17 protein-coding genes are annotated in these 24,653 nt (G+C 73.2%); 13 read left to right on the top strand and 4 right to left on the bottom strand.

The features are described from left to right. Positions 1–55: 55 nt before the first annotated feature. Positions 56–1,669, bottom strand: coding sequence for an NADH-ubiquinone oxidoreductase-F iron-sulfur binding region domain-containing protein (locus ACF1AG_RS03010; RefSeq protein ID WP_391809247.1), 1,614 nt, complete (start codon positions 1,667–1,669; stop codon positions 56–58). Then, on the bottom strand, positions 1,666–2,883 hold the full coding sequence (locus tag ACF1AG_RS03005) for a cytochrome b/b6 domain-containing protein (protein ID WP_359603298.1): 1,218 nt from the start codon (positions 2,881–2,883) through the stop codon (positions 1,666–1,668). Before ACF1AG_RS03005 ends, ACF1AG_RS03010 begins: the two co-directional genes overlap by 4 nt. 485 nt (positions 2,884–3,368) lie before the next feature. On the opposite strand from ACF1AG_RS03005, the gene leuS reads away from it, so the two are divergent. The 8 genes from leuS to holA all read left to right on the top strand — a co-directional run bounded on the left by leuS (position 3,369) and on the right by holA (position 14,323). Beyond that, positions 3,369–6,257, top strand: a complete 2,889-nt coding sequence (gene leuS, locus ACF1AG_RS03000; RefSeq protein WP_359603296.1) for a leucine--tRNA ligase — start codon at positions 3,369–3,371, stop codon at positions 6,255–6,257. Between the two features lie 139 nt (positions 6,258–6,396). Beyond that, positions 6,397–7,149: a hypothetical protein gene (locus ACF1AG_RS02995; RefSeq protein ID WP_359603294.1), complete on the top strand. Its 753-nt coding sequence runs from the start codon at positions 6,397–6,399 to the stop codon at positions 7,147–7,149. Between the two features lie 94 nt (positions 7,150–7,243). Further along, complete coding sequence (locus tag ACF1AG_RS02990; RefSeq protein ID WP_163086692.1) at positions 7,244–8,089, top strand: DegV family protein; 846 nt, start codon at positions 7,244–7,246, stop codon at positions 8,087–8,089. A 289-nt stretch (positions 8,090–8,378) separates the two neighbouring features. Next, positions 8,379–9,578, top strand: coding sequence for a ComEA family DNA-binding protein (locus ACF1AG_RS02985; protein ID WP_359603292.1), 1,200 nt, complete (start codon positions 8,379–8,381; stop codon positions 9,576–9,578). Next, entirely contained in the window at positions 9,575–12,106 is a 2,532-nt protein-coding gene (locus tag ACF1AG_RS02980) for a ComEC/Rec2 family competence protein (RefSeq protein ID WP_391809246.1), read from the top strand. The genes ACF1AG_RS02985 and ACF1AG_RS02980 overlap by 4 nt, the downstream gene beginning before the upstream one ends. 4 nt (positions 12,107–12,110) lie before the next feature. Further along, positions 12,111–12,998, top strand: coding sequence for an arylamine N-acetyltransferase (locus ACF1AG_RS02975; protein WP_391809245.1), 888 nt, complete (start codon positions 12,111–12,113; stop codon positions 12,996–12,998). A gap of 23 nt (positions 12,999–13,021) precedes the next feature. Continuing rightward, positions 13,022–13,267, top strand: coding sequence for a hypothetical protein (locus ACF1AG_RS02970; RefSeq protein WP_359603286.1), 246 nt, complete (start codon positions 13,022–13,024; stop codon positions 13,265–13,267). A gap of 66 nt (positions 13,268–13,333) precedes the next feature. Next, on the top strand, positions 13,334–14,323 hold the full coding sequence (gene holA, locus ACF1AG_RS02965; protein ID WP_387794571.1) for a DNA polymerase III subunit delta: 990 nt from the start codon (positions 13,334–13,336) through the stop codon (positions 14,321–14,323). A 196-nt stretch (positions 14,324–14,519) separates the two neighbouring features. Here the strand turns inward: holA and rpsT are convergent, their stop codons facing one another. Then, positions 14,520–14,786 (bottom strand): 30S ribosomal protein S20, encoded by a 267-nt coding sequence (rpsT, locus tag ACF1AG_RS02960; RefSeq protein WP_024888342.1) that lies wholly within the window; start codon positions 14,784–14,786, stop codon positions 14,520–14,522. A gap of 254 nt (positions 14,787–15,040) precedes the next feature. Here rpsT and lepA point away from each other — a divergent pair, with 254 nt between their 5' ends. From lepA to hemW, 5 genes are all read left to right on the top strand, one after another. Beyond that, a complete protein-coding gene (gene lepA, locus ACF1AG_RS02955) occupies positions 15,041–16,909 on the top strand; it encodes a translation elongation factor 4 (RefSeq protein ID WP_359603282.1) in 1,869 nt (622 codons plus the stop codon). Positions 16,910–17,154: 245 nt separating this feature from the next. After that, a complete protein-coding gene (locus tag ACF1AG_RS02950; protein WP_359603280.1) occupies positions 17,155–19,029 on the top strand; it encodes an AMP-dependent synthetase/ligase in 1,875 nt (624 codons plus the stop codon). Positions 19,030–19,134: 105 nt separating this feature from the next. Beyond that, positions 19,135–20,079 carry an NADP-dependent oxidoreductase gene (locus ACF1AG_RS02945; protein WP_359603266.1) on the top strand — a complete coding sequence of 315 codons (945 nt, stop codon included), beginning with the start codon at positions 19,135–19,137 and terminating at the stop codon, positions 20,077–20,079. Positions 20,080–20,327: 248 nt separating this feature from the next. Next, positions 20,328–22,349, top strand: coding sequence for a SpoIIE family protein phosphatase (locus ACF1AG_RS02940; protein ID WP_387794574.1), 2,022 nt, complete (start codon positions 20,328–20,330; stop codon positions 22,347–22,349). A 53-nt stretch (positions 22,350–22,402) separates the two neighbouring features. Continuing rightward, complete coding sequence (gene hemW / locus ACF1AG_RS02935) at positions 22,403–23,635, top strand: radical SAM family heme chaperone HemW (RefSeq protein WP_387794576.1); 1,233 nt, start codon at positions 22,403–22,405, stop codon at positions 23,633–23,635. Positions 23,636–23,834: 199 nt separating this feature from the next. Here hemW and ACF1AG_RS02930 read toward each other — a convergent pair whose 3' ends face one another. Beyond that, positions 23,835–24,641: a DUF3097 domain-containing protein gene (locus ACF1AG_RS02930; RefSeq protein WP_359606450.1), complete on the bottom strand. Its 807-nt coding sequence runs from the start codon at positions 24,639–24,641 to the stop codon at positions 23,835–23,837. Positions 24,642–24,653: the final 12 nt, after the last annotated feature.

Raw genomic sequence — 24,653 nt, 5'->3', positions numbered from 1 at the left:
CCGGCGGTCCGAGACCGCCGGAGAGGGCCGGCTGTGTGTCGCCCCCGTCAGTGCGTCAGCGCCCCAGAGCGCGTCTGCCGCGCACCTGGGAGAGCACTGGAAGGTTCAGGGACGGCGCCTTCGCCTGGGGCGCCGATTCCTCGATGCGCAGGGCCAGCGCAGGACAGCGGCGCACCGCGCGCAGAGCCTTCGCCTCCGCGTACCGCGGCACCTGTGCCTGAGCCACCGTCGGGAAGCCGTCCGCGCCGAGCTGGAAGACCTCCGGGAGGAGGTCCGCGCACAGGCCGTGGCCCCGGCACAGCGTCCAGTCGACGAAGATCTTCTGGCGGCTGGGGCCGTTCTTCTCCTCGTCCTCGCCTCCCGGGATGCCCGTCGGGGTCGCGCCGCCCTCGAAGAGGGGCAGCACGCCGGTGACCGGCCGCCCGCAGCCGTTGCCGAGGGCGTGCAGCGCGATGTCCTCGGTGAACGCCTTCAGCGTCGACTCCAGGAACATCGCCGAGCCGTCCGGGTGCGAACAGGCCCCGCGCCGCTTCACGTTCTTCGCGACCTGCCGGACCGCCTCGAGCGAGGCCGCGCCGCCGCCGTTGAGGATGTCCTCCAGGCCGCGCGCGGCGGCCGGGAGCCCCAGGTAGCAGGGGCCGCACTGGTTGGCGCTCTCCTGCGCCAGCCACTTGGCCACCATCAGCGACTCGCCCAGCGGGCAGGTGTCCTGACTGATCGGCAGGATCGCGCCCGCGCCCAGCGAGCCGCCCACCGCGTCCAGCGAGTTGCGGGAGACGATCGCCTCGTTCACCGTCGCCGCGTCGATCCACTTGCCGTGGTAGCCGCCCGTCAGCACCCCCTGCGGGACCGGCGGGGCACCGGCCAGCTGGAGCACGTAGCGCAGCGGCACACCGGTGGGGACCTCGACCACCATCGGGCGGGCCACCGCCCCGGACACCGTGAGCATCACGGTGCCCGGCTCGTCGTACAGGCCGGTGTTGCCGTAGCGCTCCGGGCCGATGCGGGCGGCGATCGCGAGCTGGGCGAACGTCTCGGCGTTGGACAGCAGCGTGGGCGCGCCGCCCACACCGCTCTTGGAGGCGCTGGTCTTGCGGCCCGGCGGGATGGCCGGGCCGCCGTCGATGGAGCGGATCAGGGAGGCGGCGGCCCCCGTCACCATGCGCACCGGGTTGCGCTGGACCCAGGCGCGCAGCGCCGAGCGGCGGCCGTTGCTCAGGCCGCGCTCGGCGAGCGCCTGTTCCATCGAGCGCTGCGTGGACTCACGGGTGACCCCCACCACGAGCGTGCGGGCACCCATGGCCTCGGCGCACAGCAGCGCGCCGTCCAGGATGAGGTGCGGCGCCCGGTTGATGAGCACCGTGTCCTTGCGGCAGGCCGGTTCGTCCTCGCTGCCGTTGACGACGACGACCGGCCGGACGCCGCGCTTGATCGCCGATTCGGCGACCGAGCGCAGCTTCTTGTGGAAGGGGAAGCCCGCGCCGCCGCGGCCCCTGAGGTTGATGCGCTCGGCGAGCTGCGCGAGCTGCTCACCGCCCAGGGGCTCGAGCGGGCCGTGCACCTTGAGGTGCATCTGCAGATCGAGCCTGTCGACAAGGTCGAAACCCGACGTGAGCTGAGGAAGCCCCACGACGCGGACTTCGGGGACGTCGGGCAGGGCCTCGTTCACTTAAAGCCTCCGGAAGGCGTGTTCCAAGGTTCGCCCGACCCCGGTGCGTCGAAGTCGTAGGACGACGAGGGCACACCGGGGGTTGGTGCATTGGCGGGACCGCTGTTGTACGTGTCACCCGGGTTGTACGTGCCGTAGAGGTTGTTTGTCTCAGCGGTGTCGTACACATCACTCGACCCGTAGCCGGAGGCGGCCGAATTGTTGTAGGTCGGGATGTTGTATCCGGTGTCGTTGAGCGGGTCGTAGGCCGACGGAGGGGCCTCGCCGACCGGCGGCGGGGACGGGATCGGCCAGCTGCCCGAGGTGCTGGAGGGCGGGTCCACGCGAGGTATCGCCTCCGTGGCCCGGAGGTCCGGCATCTCCATGCGGGCGGTGGTGTCCGTGAGCGGGTTCTGCGCGGCGGACGGCCGGGGGGACACCGCGCGGTAGGCGGCCGCGAAGCCGTTCGCCGGTTCCGGAGCCGGGTCGGGGGCGTCGTACGACGGGCGCTCGGGGCGCGACCGGCCGTCGCCCCGGGCGCCGCCGCCGTAACCGGGCAGTGCGGACTCGGCGTTGCGCGCTCTGGCCTCCTCCAGCCGGCTGCCGGGCTGCCGGTCGAGGCCGAGCAGCGAGGTGATCTTGTCGGCCACCTTGCGCTTGACCGGGGGCGGGGAGGCACGCAGCATCAGGGCCACGAACACGCCGAACAGCGACAGGCCGTACAGGATCATGAAGATCGGCTTGGCCGTTCGACCCGCGTAGAGGCCGTGCACCAGCGCCGCGCACCAGGCCGGGTAGGCCAGCATGTGCACCGCGCGCCAGCGGGCGGCGACCTCCGCCGGGGAGGCGAAGCGGTTGCGCAGGATGCCGGTGATCGCCACGAAGATCATCAGCATGCCGGCCAGGGTGCCGAGGCCGATCAGGAAGCTCCGCCCCATGACGGCCTCGTCGTCGGTGAGGACGAGACCGAAGGGGATCAGGGCCGCGATCCACGACGTGTGGTCCAGCGCCAGCTTGATCACGATGTGGATCAGCAGGAAGACGACGGCCCCGACCGCCGTGGTCCGGTGCACCGCCTGCGCGATGATCCGCTGCCGGGGACCGAGCAGGATCCGGTCCTGTGCCACGAGTCCCCAGATCACGGAGCAGCTGAGGCAGACGAGCGCCAGGACGCCGACGCCGAAGTCGAGGAAGTCGACGAACCAGTCGTCCGCCGTGCTGTCGTCCGGCCTCACGACGCACCTCCGGAGGTCCGGACGCACAGCGGGTACGACGGAGTCGCAGCCGACCTGCCCCGGGCGGGGGGTGGGCTGCCGAGTGGACGAGGGTTCATGGGGGCAACTCCGAACGGTTCGGTAAAGCGGTCCCGCTGCCGAACTCTAAGCCTCGTCGTACCCGTCAGTACCAGCTTTGAGTTATTGCGCTGTTATCAAAAGACAATGAGGCCGTTGTGTTGTCCGCTTAGGGGTTGTTACGCGAAGTAACTCTTGACCGTTGTTCAGTGCCCTGTGGAAGGGCGTCGCGGCGAGATCCGTCCCTGCGGTACCCTGACCGCATGCGTGCCGTACGCCTTCTGCTTAGCGAGCCGCGCTGATCAGTCCCGACCCGCCGGCGTCCGGCAGGCCGGAATCGGCGCGGCGTCCCCTCCTGTGCGAGGGGTTTTTTCATTTCCAGGAAGTCGCAGCAGCAGGCAGAGACGATCGATGGAGCTTTGAGGATCATGAGCGAGACGAACCCCGCAGCCGCGGAGGCCGCGCCGCACCGCTACACGGCCGCCCTGGCCGCCGAGATCGAAGCACGCTGGCAGGACTTCTGGGACGCCGAGGGCACGTACGCGGCACCCAACCCCAAGGGCGACCTGGCGGGCGACCCGGAGCTGGTCGCGCGGCCCAAGAAGTTCATCATGGACATGTTCCCGTACCCCTCCGGTGCGGGCCTGCACGTCGGGCACCCGCTGGGCTACATCGCCACCGACGTCTACGCCCGCTTCCAGCGCATGACCGGGCACAACGTCCTGCACACCCTGGGCTTCGACGCCTTCGGCCTGCCCGCCGAGCAGTACGCGGTGCAGACCGGCACGCACCCCCGCGTGTCCACCGAGGCCAACATGAAGAACATGCAGGTCCAGCTGCGCCGGCTGGGCCTGGGCCACGACAAGCGCCGGTCGTTCGCCACGATCGACCCGGACTACTACAAGTGGACGCAGTGGATCTTCCTGCAGATCTTCAACTCCTGGTACGACCAGGACGCGAAGAAGGCCCGCCCGATCTCCGAGCTGGTCGCGCAGTTCGAGTCCGGTGAGCGCGAGGTACCGGGACACACCCGCCCCTGGAGCGAGCTGTCCGAGGCCGAGCGCGCCGACGTCCTGGGCGAGTTCCGCCTGGCCTACGCCTCCGACGCGCCCGTCAACTGGTGCCCCGGACTGGGCACCGTGCTGGCCAACGAGGAGGTCACCGCCGACGGCCGCTCCGAGCGCGGCAACTTCCCCGTCTTCAAGGCCAAGCTGCGCCAGTGGAACATGCGCATCACCGCCTACGCCGACCGGCTGCTGGACGACCTGGACGCCCTGGACTGGCCCGAGGCGATCAAGCTGCAGCAGCGCAACTGGATCGGCCGCTCCGAGGGCGCCCGCGTCGACTTCCCCATCGACGGCGAGAACATCACCGTCTTCACCACGCGCCCCGACACCCTGTTCGGCGCCACCTACATGGTGCTGGCGCCCGAGCACCCGCTGGTCGAGAAGTTCACCCCCGACGCCTGGCCCGAGGGCACCCACGAGGTGTGGACCGGCGGCCACGCCACGCCCGCCGAGGCCGTGGCCGCCTACCGCGCGCAGGCCGCCTCCAAGTCCGACGTCGAGCGCCAGGCCGAGGCCAAGGACAAGACCGGCGTCTTCACCGGCTCGTACGCGACCAACCCGGTCAACGGCGAGAAGGTCCCCGTCTTCATCGCCGACTACGTCCTGATGGGCTACGGCACCGGCGCGATCATGGCCGTCCCCGGCCACGACTCCCGCGACTTCGCGTTCGCGCGCGCCTTCGAACTGCCCGTCGTCTGCGTGGTCGAACCGACCGACGGCCGCGGGACCGACCCGTCGACGTGGGACGACGCCTTCGTGTCATACGACGCGAAGATCGTCAACTCCTCCGGCGAACACGTCTCCCTGGACGGCCTGGGCGTCGTCGAGGCCAAGGCGCGCATCACCGAGTGGCTGGAGCGCGAGGGCCACGGCGAGGGCACCGTCAACTTCCGCCTGCGCGACTGGCTGTTCAGCCGTCAGCGCTACTGGGGCGAGCCCTTCCCGATCGTCTACGACGAGGACGGCATCGCCCACGCGCTGCCCGAGTCGATGCTGCCGCTGGAGCTGCCCGAGGTCGAGGACTACAGCCCGCGCACCTTCGACCCGGACGACGCCGACACCCAGCCCGAGACGCCGCTGTCGCGCAACGAGGACTGGGTGAACGTCACCCTGGACCTGGGCGACGGGCCGAAGAAGTACCGGCGTGAGACCAACACCATGCCCAACTGGGCCGGTTCCTGCTGGTACGAGCTGCGCTACCTGGACCCGCACAACTCCGAGAAGCTGGTCGACCCGGAGATCGAGCAGTACTGGATGGGCCCGCGCGAGGGCATGCCGCACGGCGGCGTCGACCTGTACGTCGGCGGCGCCGAACACGCCGTGCTGCACCTGCTGTACGCCCGCTTCTGGTCCAAGGTGCTGTACGACCTGGGGCACGTGTCCTCGGCCGAGCCGTTCCACAAGCTGTTCAACCAGGGCATGATCCAGGCCTACGTCTACCGCGACAGCCGGGGCATCGCCGTGCCGGCCGCCGAGGTGGAGGAGCGCGACGGCGGCTACTGGTACCAGGGCGAGCGCGTCACCCGGCTGCTGGGCAAGATGGGCAAGTCCCTGAAGAACGCGGTCACCCCGGACGAGATCTGCGCCGAGTACGGCGCCGACACGCTGCGCCTGTACGAGATGGCCATGGGCCCGCTGGACGTGTCCCGCCCGTGGGACACCCGCGCGGTCGTCGGCCAGTTCCGCCTGCTGCAGCGGCTGTGGCGCAACATCGTCGACGAGGCGACCGGCGAGGTGACCGTCGTCGACACCGACGACGCCGACGACGCCGACGGCATCGACGAGGACACCCTGCGCGCCCTGCACAAGGCGATCGACGGCGTGCGCGGCGACCTGGAGGGCATGCGGTTCAACACCGCCATCGCCAAGGTCACCGAGCTGAACAACCACCTGACCAAGCGGGGCGGCCCGCTGCCGCGCCCGGTCGCGGAGTCCCTGGTGCTGCTGGTCGCGCCGCTGGCCCCGCACATCGCCGAGGAGCTGTGGCGCAAGCTGGGCCACACCGACTCCGTGGTGCACCGCGACTTCCCGGTGGCCGACCCCGCGTACGTGGTCGACGAGACCGTCACCTGCGTCGTCCAGATCAAGGGCAAGGTGAAGGCCCGGCTGGAGGTCTCCCCGGCCATCTCCGACGACGAGCTGGAGAAGACCGCGCTGGCCGACGAGCGCGTGGTCGCGGCGCTGGACGGCGCCGGGATCCGGAAGGTGATCGTGCGCGCGCCGAAGCTGGTGAACATCGTTCCGGCCTGACCCTTACGGGTAGTCGTCGCGTCGTCTGCGGGCAGGTTCGGGGTTCCGCCGGAACTCCGGGCCTGCCCGTTGCGTTTACCGTGGAGGAGCGGCACGACATGTGCCGGGACAGACCGTGCGTGCCCGGAGGAGGAGCCTCGTGGAAGCGGTGTTCGCAGTGATCGCCCTGCTTTTCGTGCTCTTCGTGGCACTGGGCGTGTACGCCACGGTGAAGGTCGTCGGCGCCGCCAAGCGCAGCGCGGACCGTCACATCCACCAGGCCCGCCGCACGGTCGAGGACCACACCCTGCGCGCCAAGGCGTTCGCGCAGACCGGCCCGGCCGGCGAGATCGCCCAGCTCCGGCTGAAGCTGCGCACCTCGATGCGCGCCACGCAGGACGCCCTGGAGGCGGTCGCCGCCGAGGACGGCTCGGTGAAGGAGTCCCTCGCCCTCTTCCAGCGCCTCAGCGCGCACGGCCACGAGCTGGACGCCGAACTGCGTCGCCTGGAGGGGGAGCCGGACCGCTCGACGCTGTCCGCGCGCCTGCCCGACCTGCGCGAGCGCACCGAGCGCATCACCAGCTCCGCCGACTCCCTGCGCTGGGCCACCCGCGACCGGGCCCGCCGCTTCGCGGACGACGACCTCGACTCGCTGAGCGAGCAGATCGACATGGAGGCCGGCGCCCTGCGGCACTGGACCACCACGGACCAGCCGTCCACGCCCGCACCCCCGCGCTGGCCCGAGGCCCCGGCCGCCGATGCCGCCGGTCCCGGCCAGACCTGGCCGGACACCGCCCGGCAGGAGGCGGAGCCGCGGCAGAGCGACGACCAGGAGCGGCCCGCCATCGCCCCGGCCGCCCCGCGCCCCACCTACCCCTGGCAGAAGAAGCCGCGCCCCGAGTCCACCACGTGACCGCCGCCCGAGCGGCACCGGCCGGCCCGCGGCGGGCGACGCCCCCACGAGCCCGGGCTGCCGCAGGGCCACCACGGCAGGTAACCTCCAGCTCATGTCCCGCCATGTCGCGATCGTCACCGATTCAACGGCCTACCTTCCGGCCCGGACGATGGAGCGGCACGGCATCACGGCGGTACCCCTGACCGTGGTGCTGGGGGACCGCGCCCTCGAGGAGGGCACCGAGATCTCCACCCGCTCCCTCGCCCAGGCTCTGCAGAAGCGGCGTCCCGTCACGACGTCCCGCCCCAGCCCGGAGCTCTTCGCGGAGACCTACCGCAGGGCCGCCGAGTCCGGTGCGACCGGCATCGTCTCCCTCCATCTCTCCGCCGAGCTGTCCGGCACCTACGACGCGGCGGTTCTCGCGGCCCGCGAGGCGCCGGTGCCGGTCCGCGTGGTCGACACCGGCATGATCGCGATGGCGCTCGGGTTCTGCGCGCTGGCGGCCGCGGAGACGGCGGAGGCGGGCGGCACCGTGGACGAGGCGGTGACCGCGGCGGAGAAGCGGGCGGCGGGCACTTCCGCCTACTTCTACGTCGACACGCTCGACTATCTGCGCAGGGGCGGCCGCATCGGCGCGGCTCAGGCGTTGTTGGGCTCCGCCCTCGCCGTGAAGCCGCTGCTCCAGCTGGCCGGCGGCCGCATCGAACCGCTGGAGAAGGTGCGGACGGCCTCCAAGGCCATCGCCCGCCTGGAGGAGATCGCGGCGGACCGCGCGGGGGGCGCGGAGGTGGACGTCGCCGTCCACCATCTCTCCGCCCCGGAACGCGCCTCCGCCCTGGCCGACCGGCTGCGCACCCGGCTGCCGGGACTGTCGGAGCTGCATGTGAGCGAGGTGGGCGCGGTGATCGGCGCGCACACGGGGCCGGGACTGCTGGGGGTCGTGGTCTCCGCACGGTGAGGCCTCCGGGGGCGGGGCGCGGGGATGCTCCTTCGACCGGGTGACGGCGTTTTCCACAACCGGGTGCCTGTCCACGGATTCTGACCATGATCATCGCGAGGGTGCGGTGGTGTCCGACCCTCGTCGCATGGCACTTCGATCACACACGCGTACCGCTGCCCCGACGAGTGGTCCGGGACGCGGGCCCCTGTCCGACAGCCGCACGTCCCGCCACCGTCACCGCAGGGGCCGCCCGAGCCGGGCCCGCGCGTGGTCCCGGAACGCGGACCGCCGGGCGCCGGGGGAGGAGATGCGGCGCCGTGCGGAGACGCTGTTCGGCGGGGAGCCGTCGGCCGTGCGCGACGGGCGTCCGGCCGAGCGGAGGGCGCCGGGCTGGGCGCGGGAGGGGCGCGTCTCGGCGGGAGTGAAGGACGACGCGCCCCGCCGGCCGTGCCGCCGCGTCGTGGTGGTGGACCGTCAGGGGGTGGCAGGAGAGGCGCTGCTGACGGGGTCTCGGACGGCCGGCGGGCGGGGGCGGGCCTCGGCTGGGGAGCTGACGCCGGAGTTGAGGCGGCTGCCGGACCGCACGGGGGCGCCTCCGGTGGCCGGGTCGGTCGGAGGCGCGGATGCGGCCCGTCCCGGGCGGTTCCTCGGCGTCGGCCCGGAGGGCGAGGAGCCGGCCACCTACCCCGTGCGCCTGCCCGCCGGACGCCCCGGCCGGGACGCGGCCGGCCCTCCGGACCCGGCGGACCGGGAGACGCCTGACGGCGTGCCCGAACCGGAACCGCCGCCCGGGTCGCCGCCGGGGCGGTTCGGCCCCGCGCTGCGGGAGCGGCTGCCGCTGTGGGTGCAGGCCAGGTGCGGGCTGGAGCGGCGCAGTGTCGTCGCGCTCACGACGCTGCTCGCTCTCGCGCTCGTCCTCGCCGTGCAGCACTTCTGGACCGGGCGCACCCAGCCGGTGCGGGCGCCGGAGGTGGTGCGGGCGGCTCCGGCGGCGCAGGGAGAGGGCGTGGCCGGAGGAGGCCGCTCGGCCGCCCCGGGTGCCTCCGGGCAGGCGGGCGGGACGGCGGCTCCCGAGATCGTGGTCGACGTCAGCGGCAAGGTGCGGGACCCGGGCGTCCACCGCCTGCCCGCGGGCTCACGGGTCGAGGACGCCCTGAAGGCGGCCGGCGGAGTGCGGCCCGGCACGAAGACGGGCGGGCTCAACCGCGCCCGGTTCCTCGTCGACGGCGAGCAGCTGGTGGTGGGCGGGCCCGCGCCGGCCGGAGCGACGGCCCCCGCGGCCCCGGCGGGCGCCGGAACGGCGGCCGGTCCCACGGCTCCCGTCTCCCTCAGCACCGCCACCGTGGACCAGCTCGACACCCTCCCCGGTGTCGGTCCCGTCCTCGCCCAGCACATCGTCGACTACCGCACCCGCAACGGCGGTTTCCGCTCGGTGGACGAGCTGCGGGAGGTCAACGGCATCGGCGACCGACGCTTCGCCGACCTGCGCGACCTCGTACGGCCATGAGCGCCCGCATCCGCGTCGGCCCCGAGGCCCGGGCCGGACGGGCGGACGCCTCCCGTCCCCGGCAGGAGGGACCGGCCGACCTCCGGCTGGTCCCGCCCGCCCTCGCCGCCTGGGCCACGGCGGCGGTGACGCTGCACGCCCCGCCGGGCCGGGCCCTGACGGCCGTGGTCGCCCCGGTCCTGGCAGCCGCCGTCCTCCTGTCGGCACGCGGCCGCCTGCTCCTGACGCGTCGGCGTGTGACGCAGCGGGCGCGCGTCACCGCCCACGCCGTCGCTGCCACCCTGCTCTGCGTCGCGGCAGCCGCCGGCGCGGCGGGACTGCACGGCGCGGACGTCCGGCGGGGCCCCGTGCCCGAACTGGCCCGCGAGTACGCCCGGGTGGTCGCGGAGGTGGAAGTCACCGCGGATCCACGGCTCACGCGGCCCCGGGTCAGCGGCAACCGCATGGCCCCGGTGTCCGTGCTGATCGAGGCCGAGGTGCGGCGTGTGGAGCGGGCCGGAGCAGCGGCGCGGAAGACCCGGGCGCCGGTCCTGCTGATCGTCGACACCGGCGACCGGAAGCCGGCCGCACCCGCCGCCGGCGCGACGGCGCCGTGGCTGTCCCTGCTGCCCTCCACCCGGCTGAGGCTGGAGGCGGGGCTCGCGCCGGCGCGGGAGGGAGGCGACCGGTTCGCGGCGGTACTGCGGGTGGACGGCCGCGACGGTCCGCAGGCCGTGGGCGGACCCTCGGCCCCTCAACGGCTCGCGGGACGGCTGCGCGCCGGACTGCGTGAGGCGACCGAGGGTCTGCCGGAGGACGCGCGGGCGCTGCTCCCGGGGCTGGTCGTCGGGGACACCTCGCGGGTGACGCCGGAGCTGGACCGGGCGTTCCGCGAGACCGACCTCACCCACACCCTCGCCGTGTCCGGGGCCAACTTCACCATCCTGCTCGCCCTGCTCCTCGGCCCGCCGGGGCTGGCGCAGCGGGCCGAGCGGCGCGGGCTCGCGCCCCGCCTCGGCATCTCGCTGCGGACCACGGCGGTCCTGGGCGGGGTGCTGTCCCTGGCGTTCGTCGTCGTGTGCAGGCCGGACCCCAGTGTGCTGCGCGCCGCCGCCTGCGGTTCCGTGGCGCTGCTCGCCCTCGCCACCGGCCGCCGCAGATCCCTGGTCCCGGCCCTGGCGACGGCCGTCCTGCTCCTCGTGCTGTACGACCCGTGGCTGTCCCGCAGTTACGGCTTCCTGCTCTCCGTACTGGCGACCGGTGCGCTGCTCACCCTCGCCCCGCGCTGGAGCGAGGCGCTGCGGCGTCACGGGGTGCCGCCCCGGATCGCGGAGGCGCTGGCCGCCGCCGGTGCCGCGCAGGCGCTGTGCGCCCCGGTGGTGGCCGTGCTGTCGGCCCGGGTGAGCCTGGTGGCGGTCCCCTGCAACCTGCTCGCCGAGGCCGCGCTCGCCCCGGCCACCGTGCTCGGTTTCCTCGCCCTGGCCGCCGCTCCGGTCGCGATGCCGCTGGCGGAGGCGGTGGCGTGGTGCGCGGGCTGGCCCGCCGGGTGGATCGCGCGGGTCGCCCGGACCGGGGCGGCGATGCCGGGCGCCGGTGTGGACTGGCCGGGCAGCTGGACGGGGGCGGTGGCGCTCGGCGCGGTCACCGTGGCCGCGCTGCTCGTGGGGCGCCGGCTGCTGCGGCACCCCTGGTGGTGCGCGGCGTGCGCGCTGCTGCTGGCGCTGCTGGTGGTGCAGCCCCGGCCGCTGGTGCGCACGATCACCGGGTGGCCGCCGCCGGACTGGCGGATGGTGATGTGCGACGTGGGGCAGGGCGACGCACTGGTGCTGGCGGCCGGGGACGGTGCCGGGGTGGTCGTGGACGCCGGACCCGACCCGGAGTCGGTCGACCGCTGCCTGCGCTCCCTCGGCGTCACCCGTGTCCCGCTCGTCGTCCTCACCCACTTCCACGCCGACCACGTGGCCGGACTGGCCGGGGTGTTGCGGGGGCGTGAGGTGGGCGGCATCGGGACCACGGGTCTGGAGGAGCCGGCCGACCAGGCGGCGGCCGTCAGGAGAGCCGCGGCCGCCGCGGGCGTCCCCGTGACGCGGATCGTCGCGGGGGAGCGGCGCCGGGCCGGGGACCTGTCCTGGGAGGTGGTGTGGCCACCGCCGGGCGGGCATCCGGCGGTCGAAGGCCCCAACGACGCCAGCGTGGCCATGCTGGTCCGCACCGGCGGCTTGCGCCTGCTGCTCCTCGGCGACCTGGAGCCCCCGGCCCAGCGCGCCCTGGCCCGCTCGCCCGCGGCGAGGGATCTGGCCGGTGTCGACGTTCTCAAGGTCGCCCATCACGGCTCGGCGTACCAGGACCCCGGCCTCGTGAGCCTCGCCGCCCCCCGCCTGGCGCTGATCAGCACCGGCGAGGACAACTCCTACGGCCACCCCGCTCCGGGGACGGTGGAGGCGCTGCGGGCCCAGGGAGCGGCCGTGATGAGGACCGACCGGGACGGGGCGCTGGCGGTCGTCACGGAACCGGGCGGGGACGGGGAGGTGGGGGTGGCGCGACACTGAGGACATGACCGACGGGATCGACACCGCGACGACCGACGCCTATCTGCGCCGCCTGGGAATGGAGCGGCCCGCCCGGCCCACGCCGGACGCACTGCGGGAACTGCACCTGCGCCATCTGCGGACCGTGCCGTTCGAGAACCTGTCCGTGCATCTCGGCGAGGAGATCGTGCTGGACGAGAAGCGGCTGCTGGACAAGGTGGTGGAGGCACGGCGTGGCGGGTTCTGCTACGAACTCAACGGCGCCTTCCACGCGTTGCTGACCGCGCTCGGCTACGACGTCACTCTGCTCGCCGCACGGGTGTACGGGGAGGGCGGACGGCCGGGCATCCCGTACGACCATCTCGCACTGCGGGTGCGGACGGAGGACGGGGGTGACTGGCTGGCGGACGTCGGGTTCGGCTCGCACTTCCATCTGCCGCTCGCCGTCGGGGAGCGGGGCGAGCAGCGGGACCCGGCGGGCGGGTTCCGGATCGCCGAGGCGGGGCCGGACGCGGCCGGGGTGGGCGGCGGTCACGGCGAGGCGGACGCGGCCGGGGTGCGCGGCGGGCACGGCGAGGCGGACGCCGCGGACCTGGACGTGCTGCGCGACGGGCGGCCGGTGTACCGGCTGGAGACCCGGCCCAGGACGCTCGCCGACTTCACGGCGGGATCCTGGTGGCACCGCACCTCGCCGCACTCCCACTTCACCCGGTCGCTGGTGTGCTCGCGGGTCACCGAGGACGGCGGGCGGATCACGCTGAGCGGCCGCCGGCTGACGCTCACGGCTGCGGACGGCACGCGGCAGGAGCGGGAGACCGGGTCGGACGCGGAGGTGCTGGGGATCTACCGGGACGAGTTCGGGATCACGTTGGACGCGGTGCCGACGGTGCGGGGCGGCGGGACGGCCGGCTGAGCCCGTACCGGAGAATGAGCCGTGTGAGTGATGTGCGACATGTGCTGGTGCTGCCCGACCGGGACGCGGCCGAGGAGGTGGCCGAGGCGCTGGAGGAGCGCTTCGGCGTCGACGAGGAGCCGCGGCTCGTGCGGGACGCCCTCGCGGGGGAGGACGACGCCGAGGACGCGCAGTGGCTCGTGCTGCTGCGGGATGACGCGGGCCGGCTGGACGCGGACGAGCTGAACGATTTCCTCGCCGGGTGGGACGGCTGGCGCGAGGAGCCGTAGGCCGTGCTCCCGGCTGAAGGGCCGGCCGGGCGGGGCTGTCGGTGGCGCGTGGGATGCTTGTCGGCGATGGCCAGGAAGAACGCATCCGACGACCCCCTCGCCCCCGTGACGCTCGCCGTGGGCCAGGAGGAGCTGCTGCTCGACCGTGCCGTGCGGGAGGTGGTGGCCGCCGCGAAGGCGACGGACGCCGACACGGACGTCCGTGACCTGACTCCGGACCAGCTCCAGCCTGGCACCCTCGCCGAGCTGGTCAGCCCTTCGTTGTTCGCCGAGCGCAAGGTCGTGGTCGTGCGGAACGCGCAGGACCTGTCGGCCGACACGGTCAAGGACGTCAAGGCGTATCTGTCCTCGCCCGCCGAGGAGATCACCCTCGTCCTGCTGCACGCGGGCGGCGCCAAGGGCAAGGGGTTGCTGGACGCGGCCCGCAAGGCGGGCGCGCGGGAGGTGGCCTGCCCGAAGATGACCAAGCCGGCGGACCGGCTGGCGTTCGTGCGGAACGAGTTCCGCACGGCGGGGCGTTCGGCGACGCCCGAGGCGTGTCAGGCGCTCGTCGACGCCATCGGCAGCGACCTGCGCGAGCTGGCCTCCGCGGTGACGCAGCTCGTGGCGGACGTCGAGGGCACCATCGACGAGGCGGTCGTCGGCCGCTACTACACCGGGCGGGCCGAGGCGTCGAGCTTCACGGTCGCCGACCGGGCGGTCGAGGGACGGACGGCGGAGGCCCTGGAGGCGCTGCGCTGGTCGCTGTCGACGGGTGTGGCCCCGGTGCTGATCACCAGCGCGCTGGCGCAGGGCGTGCGGGCCATCGGCAAGCTGTCCTCGGCGCGCGGCGGCCGGCCCGCCGACCTGGCGCGCGAGCTGGGCATGCCCCCGTGGAAGATCGACCGCGTGCGCCAGCAGATGCGCGGCTGGACCCCGGACGGCGTCTCCGTGGCGCTGCGCGCGGTCGCCGAGGCGGACGCGGGCGTGAAGGGCGGCGGGGACGATCCGGAGTACGCCCTGGAGAAGGCGGTCGTCACCATCGCCCGCGCGGCCCGCTCCCGCGGCCGGGCGTGACCCCGCGACTCGAGAACCTCATGCGGAAGGCCCCGCCTCCTGCCCTGGGGAAGGGCGGGGGACGGGGCCTCCGGATGAAGCTGTCGAGCCCGTACCCGCGTGGCGAACGCAGGCCGCGTACGGGCTCGGGGGTGTCGGCCGGGGGCGGATGAGAGAGGGCCCGCCCGGGTCCCGCCGACGGTCAGATCAGGGTGGTTCAGGCCTTGACGGCCGCGACCTTCTGAGCCAGCGCCGACTTCTTGTTGGCGGCCTGGTTCTTGTGGATGACGCCCTTGGAGACGGCCTTGTCGAGCTGACGCGCGGCAGCGCGCTGGTACTCGGTGGCCTTCTCGACGTCACCCGCGGCGGCGGCCTCGCGGGCCTTGCGGATCGCGGTCTTCAGAGAGGACTTGACGGCCTTGTTGCGCAGCCGGGCCTTCTCGTTGGTCTTGTTCCGCTTGATCTGGGACTTGATGTTCGCCACGAATGAGCCTCTACAGGTTCTGGCACGGGGCCGTACGCTGACGCACGGCTTCGCACCGGGTGATTTCTTGGGGGGTGTGCCTCGCGCTGAGAGGGCATGAGACACAGCCCCCCACATTACCAGCGGGCCATTCCGTGGCCCAAACCCGTCCGCGGTCGCCACCCGTGGGACCATGGAAGCTACGTATCGATCCGACCCGAGACCGCAGACGGACAAGCACACGTATGCGGACGCCTCAAGAATCAGGACCCTGCGTGCCCGCGATTCCTAGCCATGTGCCCGAGCCGAGCCGTACCGACCCGGCGCTGATCCGCAATTTCTGCATCATCGCGCACATCGACCACGGCAAGTCCACGCTCGCCGACCGGATGCTCCAGCTGACCGGAGTGGTCGAGCAGCGGCAGATGCGCGCTCAGTACCTCGACCGCATGGACATCGAGCGCGAGCGCGGCATCACGATCAAGTCCCAGGCGGTGCGCCTGCCGTGGGCCCCGACCCACGACAAGAGCAAGACGCACATCCTCAACATGATCGACACCCCGGGGCACGTCGACTTCACGTACGAGGTCTCCCGGTCGCTCGCCGCGTGCGAGGGGACCATCCTCCTGGTCGACGCCGCCCAGGGCATCGAGGCGCAGACCCTCGCCAACCTGTACCTGGCGATGGAGAACGACCTCCAGATCATCCCGGTGCTGAACAAGATCGACCTGCCGGCGGCGCAGCCGGAGAAGTTCGCCGAGGAGCTGGCGAATCTGGTCGGCTGCGACCCGGACGACGTGCTGAAGGTCTCCGCGAAGACCGGTCTCGGCGTCGAGGCGCTGCTGGACCGCGTGGTCGCCGACGTGCCCGCCCCGGTGGGCGTCGCGGACGCCCCCGCCCGCGCGATGATCTTCGACTCGGTCTACGACTCCTACCGCGGTGTCGTCACCTACGTCCGTGTCATCGACGGGCAGCTCAACAAGCGCGAGCGCATCCGGATGATGTCCACCGGCGCCACCCACGAGCTGCTGGAGATCGGCACCAACTCGCCCGAGATGCTGCCGGCCGACGGCCTCGGCGTCGGTGAGGTGGGCTACCTGATCACCGGTGTGAAGGACGTCCGCCAGTCGAAGGTGGGTGACACCGTCACCAGCCAGCACAAGGGCGCCCAGGAGGCGCTCGGCGGCTACAAGGACCCCAAGCCGATGGTGTTCTCGGGCCTCTACCCCCTGGACGGCTCGGACTACCCGGAGCTGCGCGAGGCCCTCGACAAGCTCCAGCTGAACGACGCCGCCCTGGTCTACGAGCCGGAGACCTCCGCCGCGCTCGGCTTCGGCTTCCGCGTCGGCTTCCTCGGCCTGCTGCACCTGGACGTGATCCGCGAGCGGCTGGAGCGCGAGTTCGGGCTCGACCTGATCGCCACCGCGCCCAACGTGGTCTACCGCGTGCTCATGGAGGACGGCAGCGAGCACACCGTCACCAACCCGAGCGAGTTCCCCGAGGGGAAGATCGACGAGGTCTACGAGCCGGTCGTGCGGGCCACGATCCTCGCGCCCAGCGAGTTCATCGGCTCGATCATGGAGCTGTGCCAGAACCGGCGCGGTGTCCTGCTCGGCATGGACTACCTCTCCGAGGACCGGGTGGAGATCCGCTACACCCTGCCGCTCGCCGAGATCGTCTTCGACTTCTTCGACCAGCTGAAGTCCAAGACCCGCGGCTACGCCTCCCTGGACTACGAGCCCACCGGCGAGCAGACGTCCAGCCTGGTCAAGGTGGACATCCTGCTGCACGGCGACAAGGTGGACGCCTTTTCCGCGATCACCCACAAGGACCAGGCGTACGCGTACGGCGTGCGGCTCGTCGCCAAGCTGAAGGAGCTGATCCCGAGGCAGGCGTTCGAGGTGCCCGTGCAGGCGGCCATCGGCTCCCGGGTGATCGCCCGCGAGACCATCCGCGCCATCCGCAAGGACGTCCTCGCCAAGTGCTACGGCGGTGACATCTCCCGGAAGCGGAAGCTGCTGGAGAAGCAGAAGGAAGGCAAGAAGCGGATGAAGATGGTGGGTTCCGTGGAGGTCCCGCAGGAGGCCTTCATCGCCGTCCTCTCCAGCGACGAGAACGCGGGATCCGGCAAGGCCAAGAAGTAGCCGCGGGTTACCGGGGGTCACTCCGCAAACCGGGCGAATCGGGGCCCGTCGCACGTCCGTGCGGCGGGCCCCGCACGTTCCTCACGTGGGTGTCCGTGTGAAGTTACAGGCCGTGGCCCCTTACGCAGTGGCCGGTCGACCTTTACTCTGTCCGTGCTCGATAGTTACTCGCGAGTTAAACAACGACGCGAGGAAACCCCAGCCGCACTGAGCCAGCCGCACCGTCGCGGGCCCCGGAGGATGTCGTGAGCGACACACAGACACTGATCGAGAACCGTCCGCCGAGCGTGGCGACCCTCTTCCTGGAGCGTGTGGCGGCCACACCGGACGCCGAGGCCTACCGCTACCCGGTCCCACCGGCCTCCGGGGAGGGCCCGGACGGCTGGAAGTCGCTGACCTGGGCCGAGGCCGCCGAGCGGGTCCACGCGATCGCCGCCGGCCTGATCGAACTGGGCGTGCAGCCGGAGGAGCGGGTCGCCCTCGCCTCCTCCACCCGCGTCGAGTGGATCCTCGCCGACCTCGGCATCCTCTGCGCCGGCGCCGCCACCACCACGATCTACCCGCAGACCAACGCCGAGGAGTCCGCGTACATCCTCTCGGACTCGCAGAGCCGGGTGCTGATCGCGGAGGACGCCGAGCAGGCCGCCAAGGCCGTCGAGAAGCGCGGTGAGCTGCCCGAGCTGACCCGCGTGGTGGTGATCGACGCCGAGGGCGCCGACACCGACGACTTCGTGATCACCCTGGCCGAGCTGGAGAAGCGCGGCGCCGCCCGCCTCCAGAAGGAGCCGGAGCTGATCAAGGAGCGGGTCGCGGCCCTCACCAAGGACCAGCTCGCCACCCTCATCTACACCTCCGGCACCACCGGCCGCCCCAAGGGCGTCCGCCTGCCGCACGACAACTGGTCGTACATGGCCAAGGCGATCGCCGCGACCGGCCTGGTCCACACCGACGACGTGCAGTACCTGTGGCTGCCGCTGGCGCACGTCTTCGGCAAGGTGCTCACCTCCGGCCAGATCGAGGTCGGACACGTCACCGCGGTCGACGGCCGCGTCGACAAGATCATCGAGAATCTGCCGGTGGTCCAGCCGACGTACATGGCCGCCGTCCCCCGCATCTTCGAGAAGGTCTACAACGGTGTCGCCGCCAAGGCGAAGGCCGGCGGGGGCGCCAAGTACAAGATCTTCCAGTGGGCGGCGGGCGTCGCCCGCGAGTACGCCAAGGTCACCCAGGACAACTTCCGCCGCACCGGCTCCGCGACCGCCCCGGCCGGACTGCGCACCAAGCACGCCCTCGCCGACAAGCTCGTCTACGCCAAGATCCGTGAGGCCTTCGGCGGCCGGCTGCGCGCCTGCGTCTCCGGCTCGGCCGCCCTCGCGCCGGAGATCGGCTACTTCTTCTCCGGCGCCGGCATCCACATCCTGGAGGGCTACGGCCTCACCGAGTCCTCCGCGGCCTCCTTCGTGAACCCCGGCGAGGCCTACCGCACCGGCACCGTCGGCAAGCCGCTCCCCGGCACCGAGGTCCGCATCGCCGACGACGGCGAGATCCTGTTGCGCGGCCCCGGCATCATGGAGGGCTACCACAACCTCCCCGACAAGACCGCCGAGGTCCTGGAGGAGGACGGCTGGTTCCACACCGGTGACATCGGCGAGCTCTCCGCCGACGGCTACCTGCGCATCACCGACCGCAAGAAGGACCTGATCAAGACCTCCGGCGGCAAGTACATCGCGCCGGCCGAGGTCGAGGGCCAGTTCAAGGCGGTCTGCCCCTACGTCTCCAACATCCTGGTGCACGGCGCCGACCGGAACTACTGCACCGCCCTCATCGCGCTCGACGAAGCCGCCATCACCGCCTGGGCGGCCGAGAACGGCCTGGAGGGCAAGCCGTACGCGGAGATCGTCGCGGCGCCCGCCACCGTCGAGATGGTCGACGGTTACGTCAAGCAGCTCAACGAGGGCCTGCAGCGCTGGCAGACCATCAAGAAGTTCCGCCTGCTGCCCCGCGACCTCGACGTGGAGCACGGTGAGATCACTCCGAGCCTGAAGCTCAAGCGCCCGGTGGTGGAGCGCGAGTACAAGCACCTCATCGAGGAGATGTACGAGGGCGCGCGCGAGAAGTGACGGACCGTCGGCCGGGGGAGACGCTCTCCCGGCCGACGCCGTCCCTCCGCTTCTCTGCCGCCGGTCCCGGGAATCGATCGCGGTCCGTCACGGTTGCCTCACGCCATGAAGGCAATCGCGTTGACCACCTACGGCGGCCCCGACGTCCTGCGGGAAGTTGACCTCCCCACCCCCGAGGCCGGGCCCGGCGAGGTCCGCATCAGGGTGCACGCCGCGGCCGTGAACCCCACCGACGTCATGCTGCGCACCGGCGGCCACGCCGCCCGGCTGCAAGACGTCCCGCCCCCGTACGTGCCCGGCATGGACGCGGCAGGTGTGATCGACCAGATCGGTCCCGGCGCCGACGGCCGGCTGGCCGTGGGGCAGTGGGTCGTCGCTCTCGTGATGCCCACCCGCCCGCAGGGCGGTGCGTACGCCGAACAGATCGTCGTGCCCGCGGAATCCGTCGTCCCCGCCCCCGCCGGGGCGGATCACGCCGAGGCGTCCACCCTCCTGATGAACGCCGCCACCGCCCGGCTGGCCCTCGACACCCTCGCCCTGCCGATGGGGGCGACCGTCGCCGTGACCGGCGCGGCGGGCGCCGTCGGCGGCTACACGATCCAACTGGCCAAGGCCGACGGCCTGACCGTCGTCGCCGACGCCGCCCCGCACGACCGTGACCTGGTGCGCGGCTTCGGCGCCGACCACGTCGTCGACCGGGGCGCGGACGTCGCCGCCCGCGTCCGCGAGCCGGCGCCCGACGGTGTGCCCGGGCTGGTGGACGGCTCCGACCAGCGTGAGGCGGCCGTTCCCGCGGTCGCGGACGGCGGCGCCCTCGTCGCCCTGCGCGGCTGGCAGGGCCCCGCCGAGCGCGGCGTGACGGTGACCCCGGTGATGGTGGCCGGCGTCCGCGCCGACACCGCCCTGCTGGACACCCTGCGGCTCCAGGCCGAGGAGGGCGTGCTGTCCCTGCGTGTCGCCAAGGTGCTGCCCGCCTCCGACGCGGCCGAGGCGCACCGCCTGCTGGAGGCGGGCGGTCTGCGAGGGCGCCTGGTCCTCGACTTCTCCTGAGGCGAGAGCTCTCCTGACGCGAGGGCCTCTGTCGTGCGGGCCCGCGCCGGACGGCGCGGCCCCGCCACTTCTCGTTCCCAGGTGACCGCAAACGAGCGGTCGCGGAGTCGTTCTCGACCGAACGTGTAGCAGTGTTCCCTCGACAGGCGATCCACTTTCGTGACTCCACGCTTATGGGCGGGTCCGTTCTGTCACCCTGTCGGCAAGCGATCGAGTTCTCTTCGTACGAACTGCCCGGGGAGCTGCCCATGCGGGCCATTCCGACCCAACGGGAGACCACCTCGTGCGCCTCCGACGTGCGGGGGCGCACGCGGGTGGAGACGATGCTGTCCGGAAGCCCTCTCGCGCCGGGCTCGGCACGCGCGATGCTGCGCAAGGCGCTCACCGAGTGGGCGCAGTCCTCGGCGGACGGCGCCGACCTCCTCACCGGCCGCGTCGGCGAGGACGCCGCCCTGGTCGCCAGCGAGCTGGTCACCAACGCGGTCGTGCACGCAGGCACCGAGGTGCATCTGACCTGCCGGCTCGAGGAGGACACCGGCGGGCTCGTCGTCGAGGTCGCCGACCGGCACCCGTCCCGCGCGCCGCGCGACGACGCGGAGGCGCCGGCGCACGACATCCCCGAGTACGGGCGCGGCCTGCGCCTGGTCGCCGCGCTCGCCGAGTCCTGGGGCGTCACCTACCGCGCCGGCAGCAAGACCGTGTGGGCGCGGCTGCCGACCCGCGAGGAGGCGCCCGCCGAGCCGACCGCCGCACACGCCGGGGAGCGCGCCCCCGAGCGGGACCTGCGCGCCGCCGCCCTCCTCGCCTCCGACCCGCCCGACCCCCTCGCCCCACGCGGCCACGACGGACCCTGGGAGGGCCCGCGCGACGGCCCCCGGGACGCCTGGCGTGCCGCCTCCTACGGCGACGACTGGCTGGCCCGCCGCCCCGGACGCGACGGCGCCTGGCTGGGCCGGGGCGCGCTGTCCTTCCTCGCCGAGGCGTCCGACCTGCTCGCCGGACAGCTCGACGAGGACCTCGTCGCCTCCCTCACCGGCCAGCTGATCGTGCCGCGGCTCGCCGACTGGTGCGCTGTCTGGCTGGAGGACGAGGCCACCGCGCACGGCGGCCGTCCCGGCGCGGGAGGCCGCCTCGCCCGCGTCTGGCACGCCGGCGAGCATCTGGTGGAGGAGCTGAGCCGGGCCCTCGAACACACGCCGCCGCCCCACACCGACGACCCGCTCGGCAGCGGGCCCATGCCGTATCCGTGGCCGGCCCTGGACGCCGCGGAAACGGCGGACGCCGAGGTGATCGACGGTGCCGAGGCCGCCGGGGCCGCGCTCGCGTACCGGCTCGTGGCCGGGGGACGCCCGCTCGGCACGCTGGTGATCGGACGCGGCGGCATCGACCGCTTCCCCGACGAGATCACCGGGCTCGTGGAGGACCTGGGCCGGCGCGTCGCGCTCGCCATCGGGGCGGCCCGGCAGTACGCCCGCCAGGCCACCATCAGCGCCGTGCTCCAGCGCGGCCTGCTGCCCGGCGCCGTCGCCGAGATCCCCGGCGTGCGCAGCGCCCTCGTCCACGAACCGTGCGACAAGGGCGGCCCCAGCGGCGACTTCTACGACCTCTTCCCGGCCGGCCCCGGACGCTGGTGCTTCGCCGTCGGCGACGTCCAGGGCAAGGGACCCGAGGCGGCCGTCGTCATCGGCCTGGTCCGCCCCTGGCTGCGGCTGCTCGCCCGCGAGGGCTACCGCGTCGCCGACGTCCTCGACCGGCTCAACCAGCTCCTCCTCGACGACGCCACCGAGGCCGCGGACGCCGCCGCCCGCGCGCTGGTGGCGGCCGGTGCCCGCCCCGCCGCCCCCGGCGACGGCCCCCAGACCCGCTTCCTCTCCCTCCTCTACGGCGAGCTGGTGCCCTTCGACGGCGGAGTCCGCTGCACCCTCGCCTCCGCCGGCCACCCCCTGCCCCTGCTCCTCGACCCCGAGGGCGGTGTCCGGGCCGTCGCCCAGCCGCAGACGCTGCTCGGGGTGGTCGAGGACGCCGGGTACACCGGTGAGACCTTCGAGATGTACTCCGGCGACACCCTGCTCTGCGTCACCGACGGGGTCACCGAGCGGCGCTCCGGGTCCCGGCAGTTCGACGACGGGGACGGACTGGCCCGGGCGCTCGCGGGCTGCGCCGGGATGGAGGCCGGGACCGTGGCGGACCGCATCACCCAGCTCGTGCACGAGTTCGACGCACGGCCCCCGGCGGACGACATGGCCCTGCTGGTGCTCCAGGCCGAGTAAGGCCGTACAGGGAGGCGGAAGGGGACCTCGCGCGGTGCGGGACAATGGAGCACATGCCTTCCGCACTCCCCGACGGCGAGCCCGTCCCCGCCGACGGCGCGCTGCCCGCGTCCGCGCTCGCCGGGGCGGCCGACCGCCCCCTCGGGTTCTACCTGCACGTCCCGTACTGCACGACCCGCTGCGGCTACTGCGACTTCAACACCTACACCGCGACCGAGCTCCGCGGCACCGGCGGCGTGCTGGCCTCCCGCGACAACTACGCCGAGACCCTCGTCGACGAGATCCGGCTGGCCCGCAAGGTGCTCGGCGACGACCCGCGGCCGGTGCGCACGGTGTTCGTCGGCGGAGGCACGCCCACCCTGCTCGCCGCAGGCGATCTGGTGCGGATGCTGGCCGCGATCCGTGAGGAGTTCGGGCTGGCGCCGGACGCCGAGGTCACGACGGAGGCGAACCCCGAGTCGGTCGACCCCGCCTACCTCGCCGAGCTGCGGGCCGGCGGCTTCAACCGGATCTCCTTCGGCATGCAGAGCGCCCGGCAGCACGTGCTGAAGGTCCTCGACCGCACGCACACGCCCGGCCGGCCCGAGGCGTGCGTCGCCGAGGCCCGGGCGGCCGGATTCGACCACGTCAATCTCGACCTGATCTACGGCACGCCGGGGGAGTCCGACGACGACTGGCGCGCCTCGCTGGACGCGGCGGTCGGGGCGGGCCCCGACCATGTGAGCGCGTACGCGCTGATCGTCGAGGAGGGCACGCAGCTGGCCCGGCGGATCCGGCGGGGGGAGGTGCCGATGACGGACGACGACGTGCACGCCGATCGGTACCTCATCGCCGAGGAGATGCTGTCGCGGGCGGGCTTCTCCTGGTACGAGGTGTCGAACTGGGCGACCTCGGAGGCGGGGCGTTGTCTGCACAACGAGCTGTACTGGCGGGGGGCCGACTGGTGGGGGGCCGGGCCCGGGGCGCACTCGCACGTGGGCGGGGTGCGCTGGTGGAACGTGAAGCATCCGGGCGCGTATGCCGCCGCGCTGGCGGAGGGGAGGTCGCCGGGGGCGGGGCGGGAGGTGCTGTCCTCGGAGGACCGGCGGGTCGAGCGGATCCTGCTGGAGCTGCGGCTTCTGGACGGGGTGCCGTTGGATCTCCTGCGGCCGGAAGGGCTTGCCGCCGCGCGGCGGGCGCTGTCGGACGGTCTGCTCCGTCCGGAGCCCTTCGCTGAGGGCCGCGCGGCCCTCACCCTGCGGGGACGGCTGCTGGCCGACGCGGTGGTGCGGGACCTGGTCGACTGACCAGACGTTTCCTCGCCCCCGCCGCCCCTTCCCGTCCCGTCCCCGGGGCTGCGCCCCAGGCCCCCTTTCGGCCCTTCGGGCCTCGTCCTCAAACGCCGGACGGGCTACTTGTAGCCCCTCCGGCGTTTGAGGAGCGGGGTCCGGGGCGGAGCCCCGGGGTCGGGTACGGGGAGGGGCGGCGGGGGCGAGGAAACCGGTGTCACGACGGCGCCGTCACGAAGTCGATGAGTTCCTCCACCCGCCCCAGGAGCTGGGGCTCCAGGTCCTTGTACGAGTGGACGGAGTCCAGGATCCGGCGCCACGCCTCACCCGTGTTGGCCACCCGCCACCCCAGCGCCTCGCACACCCCCGTCTTCCAGTCCTGCCCCCGCGGCACCCGGGGCCAGCCGGCGATCCCCACGGACGCCGGCTTCACCGCCTCCCAGATGTCGATGTACGGGTGGCCGACCACCAGCGCGTGCTCACTCGTCACCGCCTGGGCGATCCGCCACTCCTTGGTGCCGGGCACCAGATGGTCCACCAGCACCCCCAGCCGCGCGTCCGGCCCGGGCGCGAACGACTCGACGATCGACGGGAGGTCGTCCACGCCCTCCAGGTACTCCACGACCACCCCCTCGATCCGCAGGTCGTCGCCCCACACCTTCTCGACCAGCTCGGCGTCGTGCCGGCCCTCGACGTAGATGCGCCCCGCGCGGGCCACGCGCGCCCGTGCGCCGGGGACGGCGACCGAGCCGGACGCCGTGCGGGTGGGGCGGGCCGGGCCGGAGGAGGGGCGGACCAGTGTGACCACGCGGCCCTCCAGCAGGAACCCGCGCGGCTCCAGCGGGAACACCCGGTGCTTGCCGAAGCGGTCCTCCAGGGTCACCGTGCCGGCCTCGCAGCGGATCACGGCGCCGCAGAACCCGGTGCCGGGTTCCTCCACCACGAGGCCCGGCTCGGCCGGCACCTCGGGGACGGACTGCGGCTTCTTCCACGGAGGGGTCAGATCGGCGGAGTACTGGCGCATTCTGCCGACGAT

The sequence above is a fragment of the Streptomyces sp. NPDC014764 genome, assembly GCF_043082785.1.
GTDB lineage: Bacteria > Actinomycetota > Actinomycetes > Streptomycetales > Streptomycetaceae > Streptomyces > Streptomyces althioticus.
The sequence above is the reverse complement of the archived record's forward strand: the minus strand, read 5'-3'. Positions and strand labels throughout refer to the sequence as shown.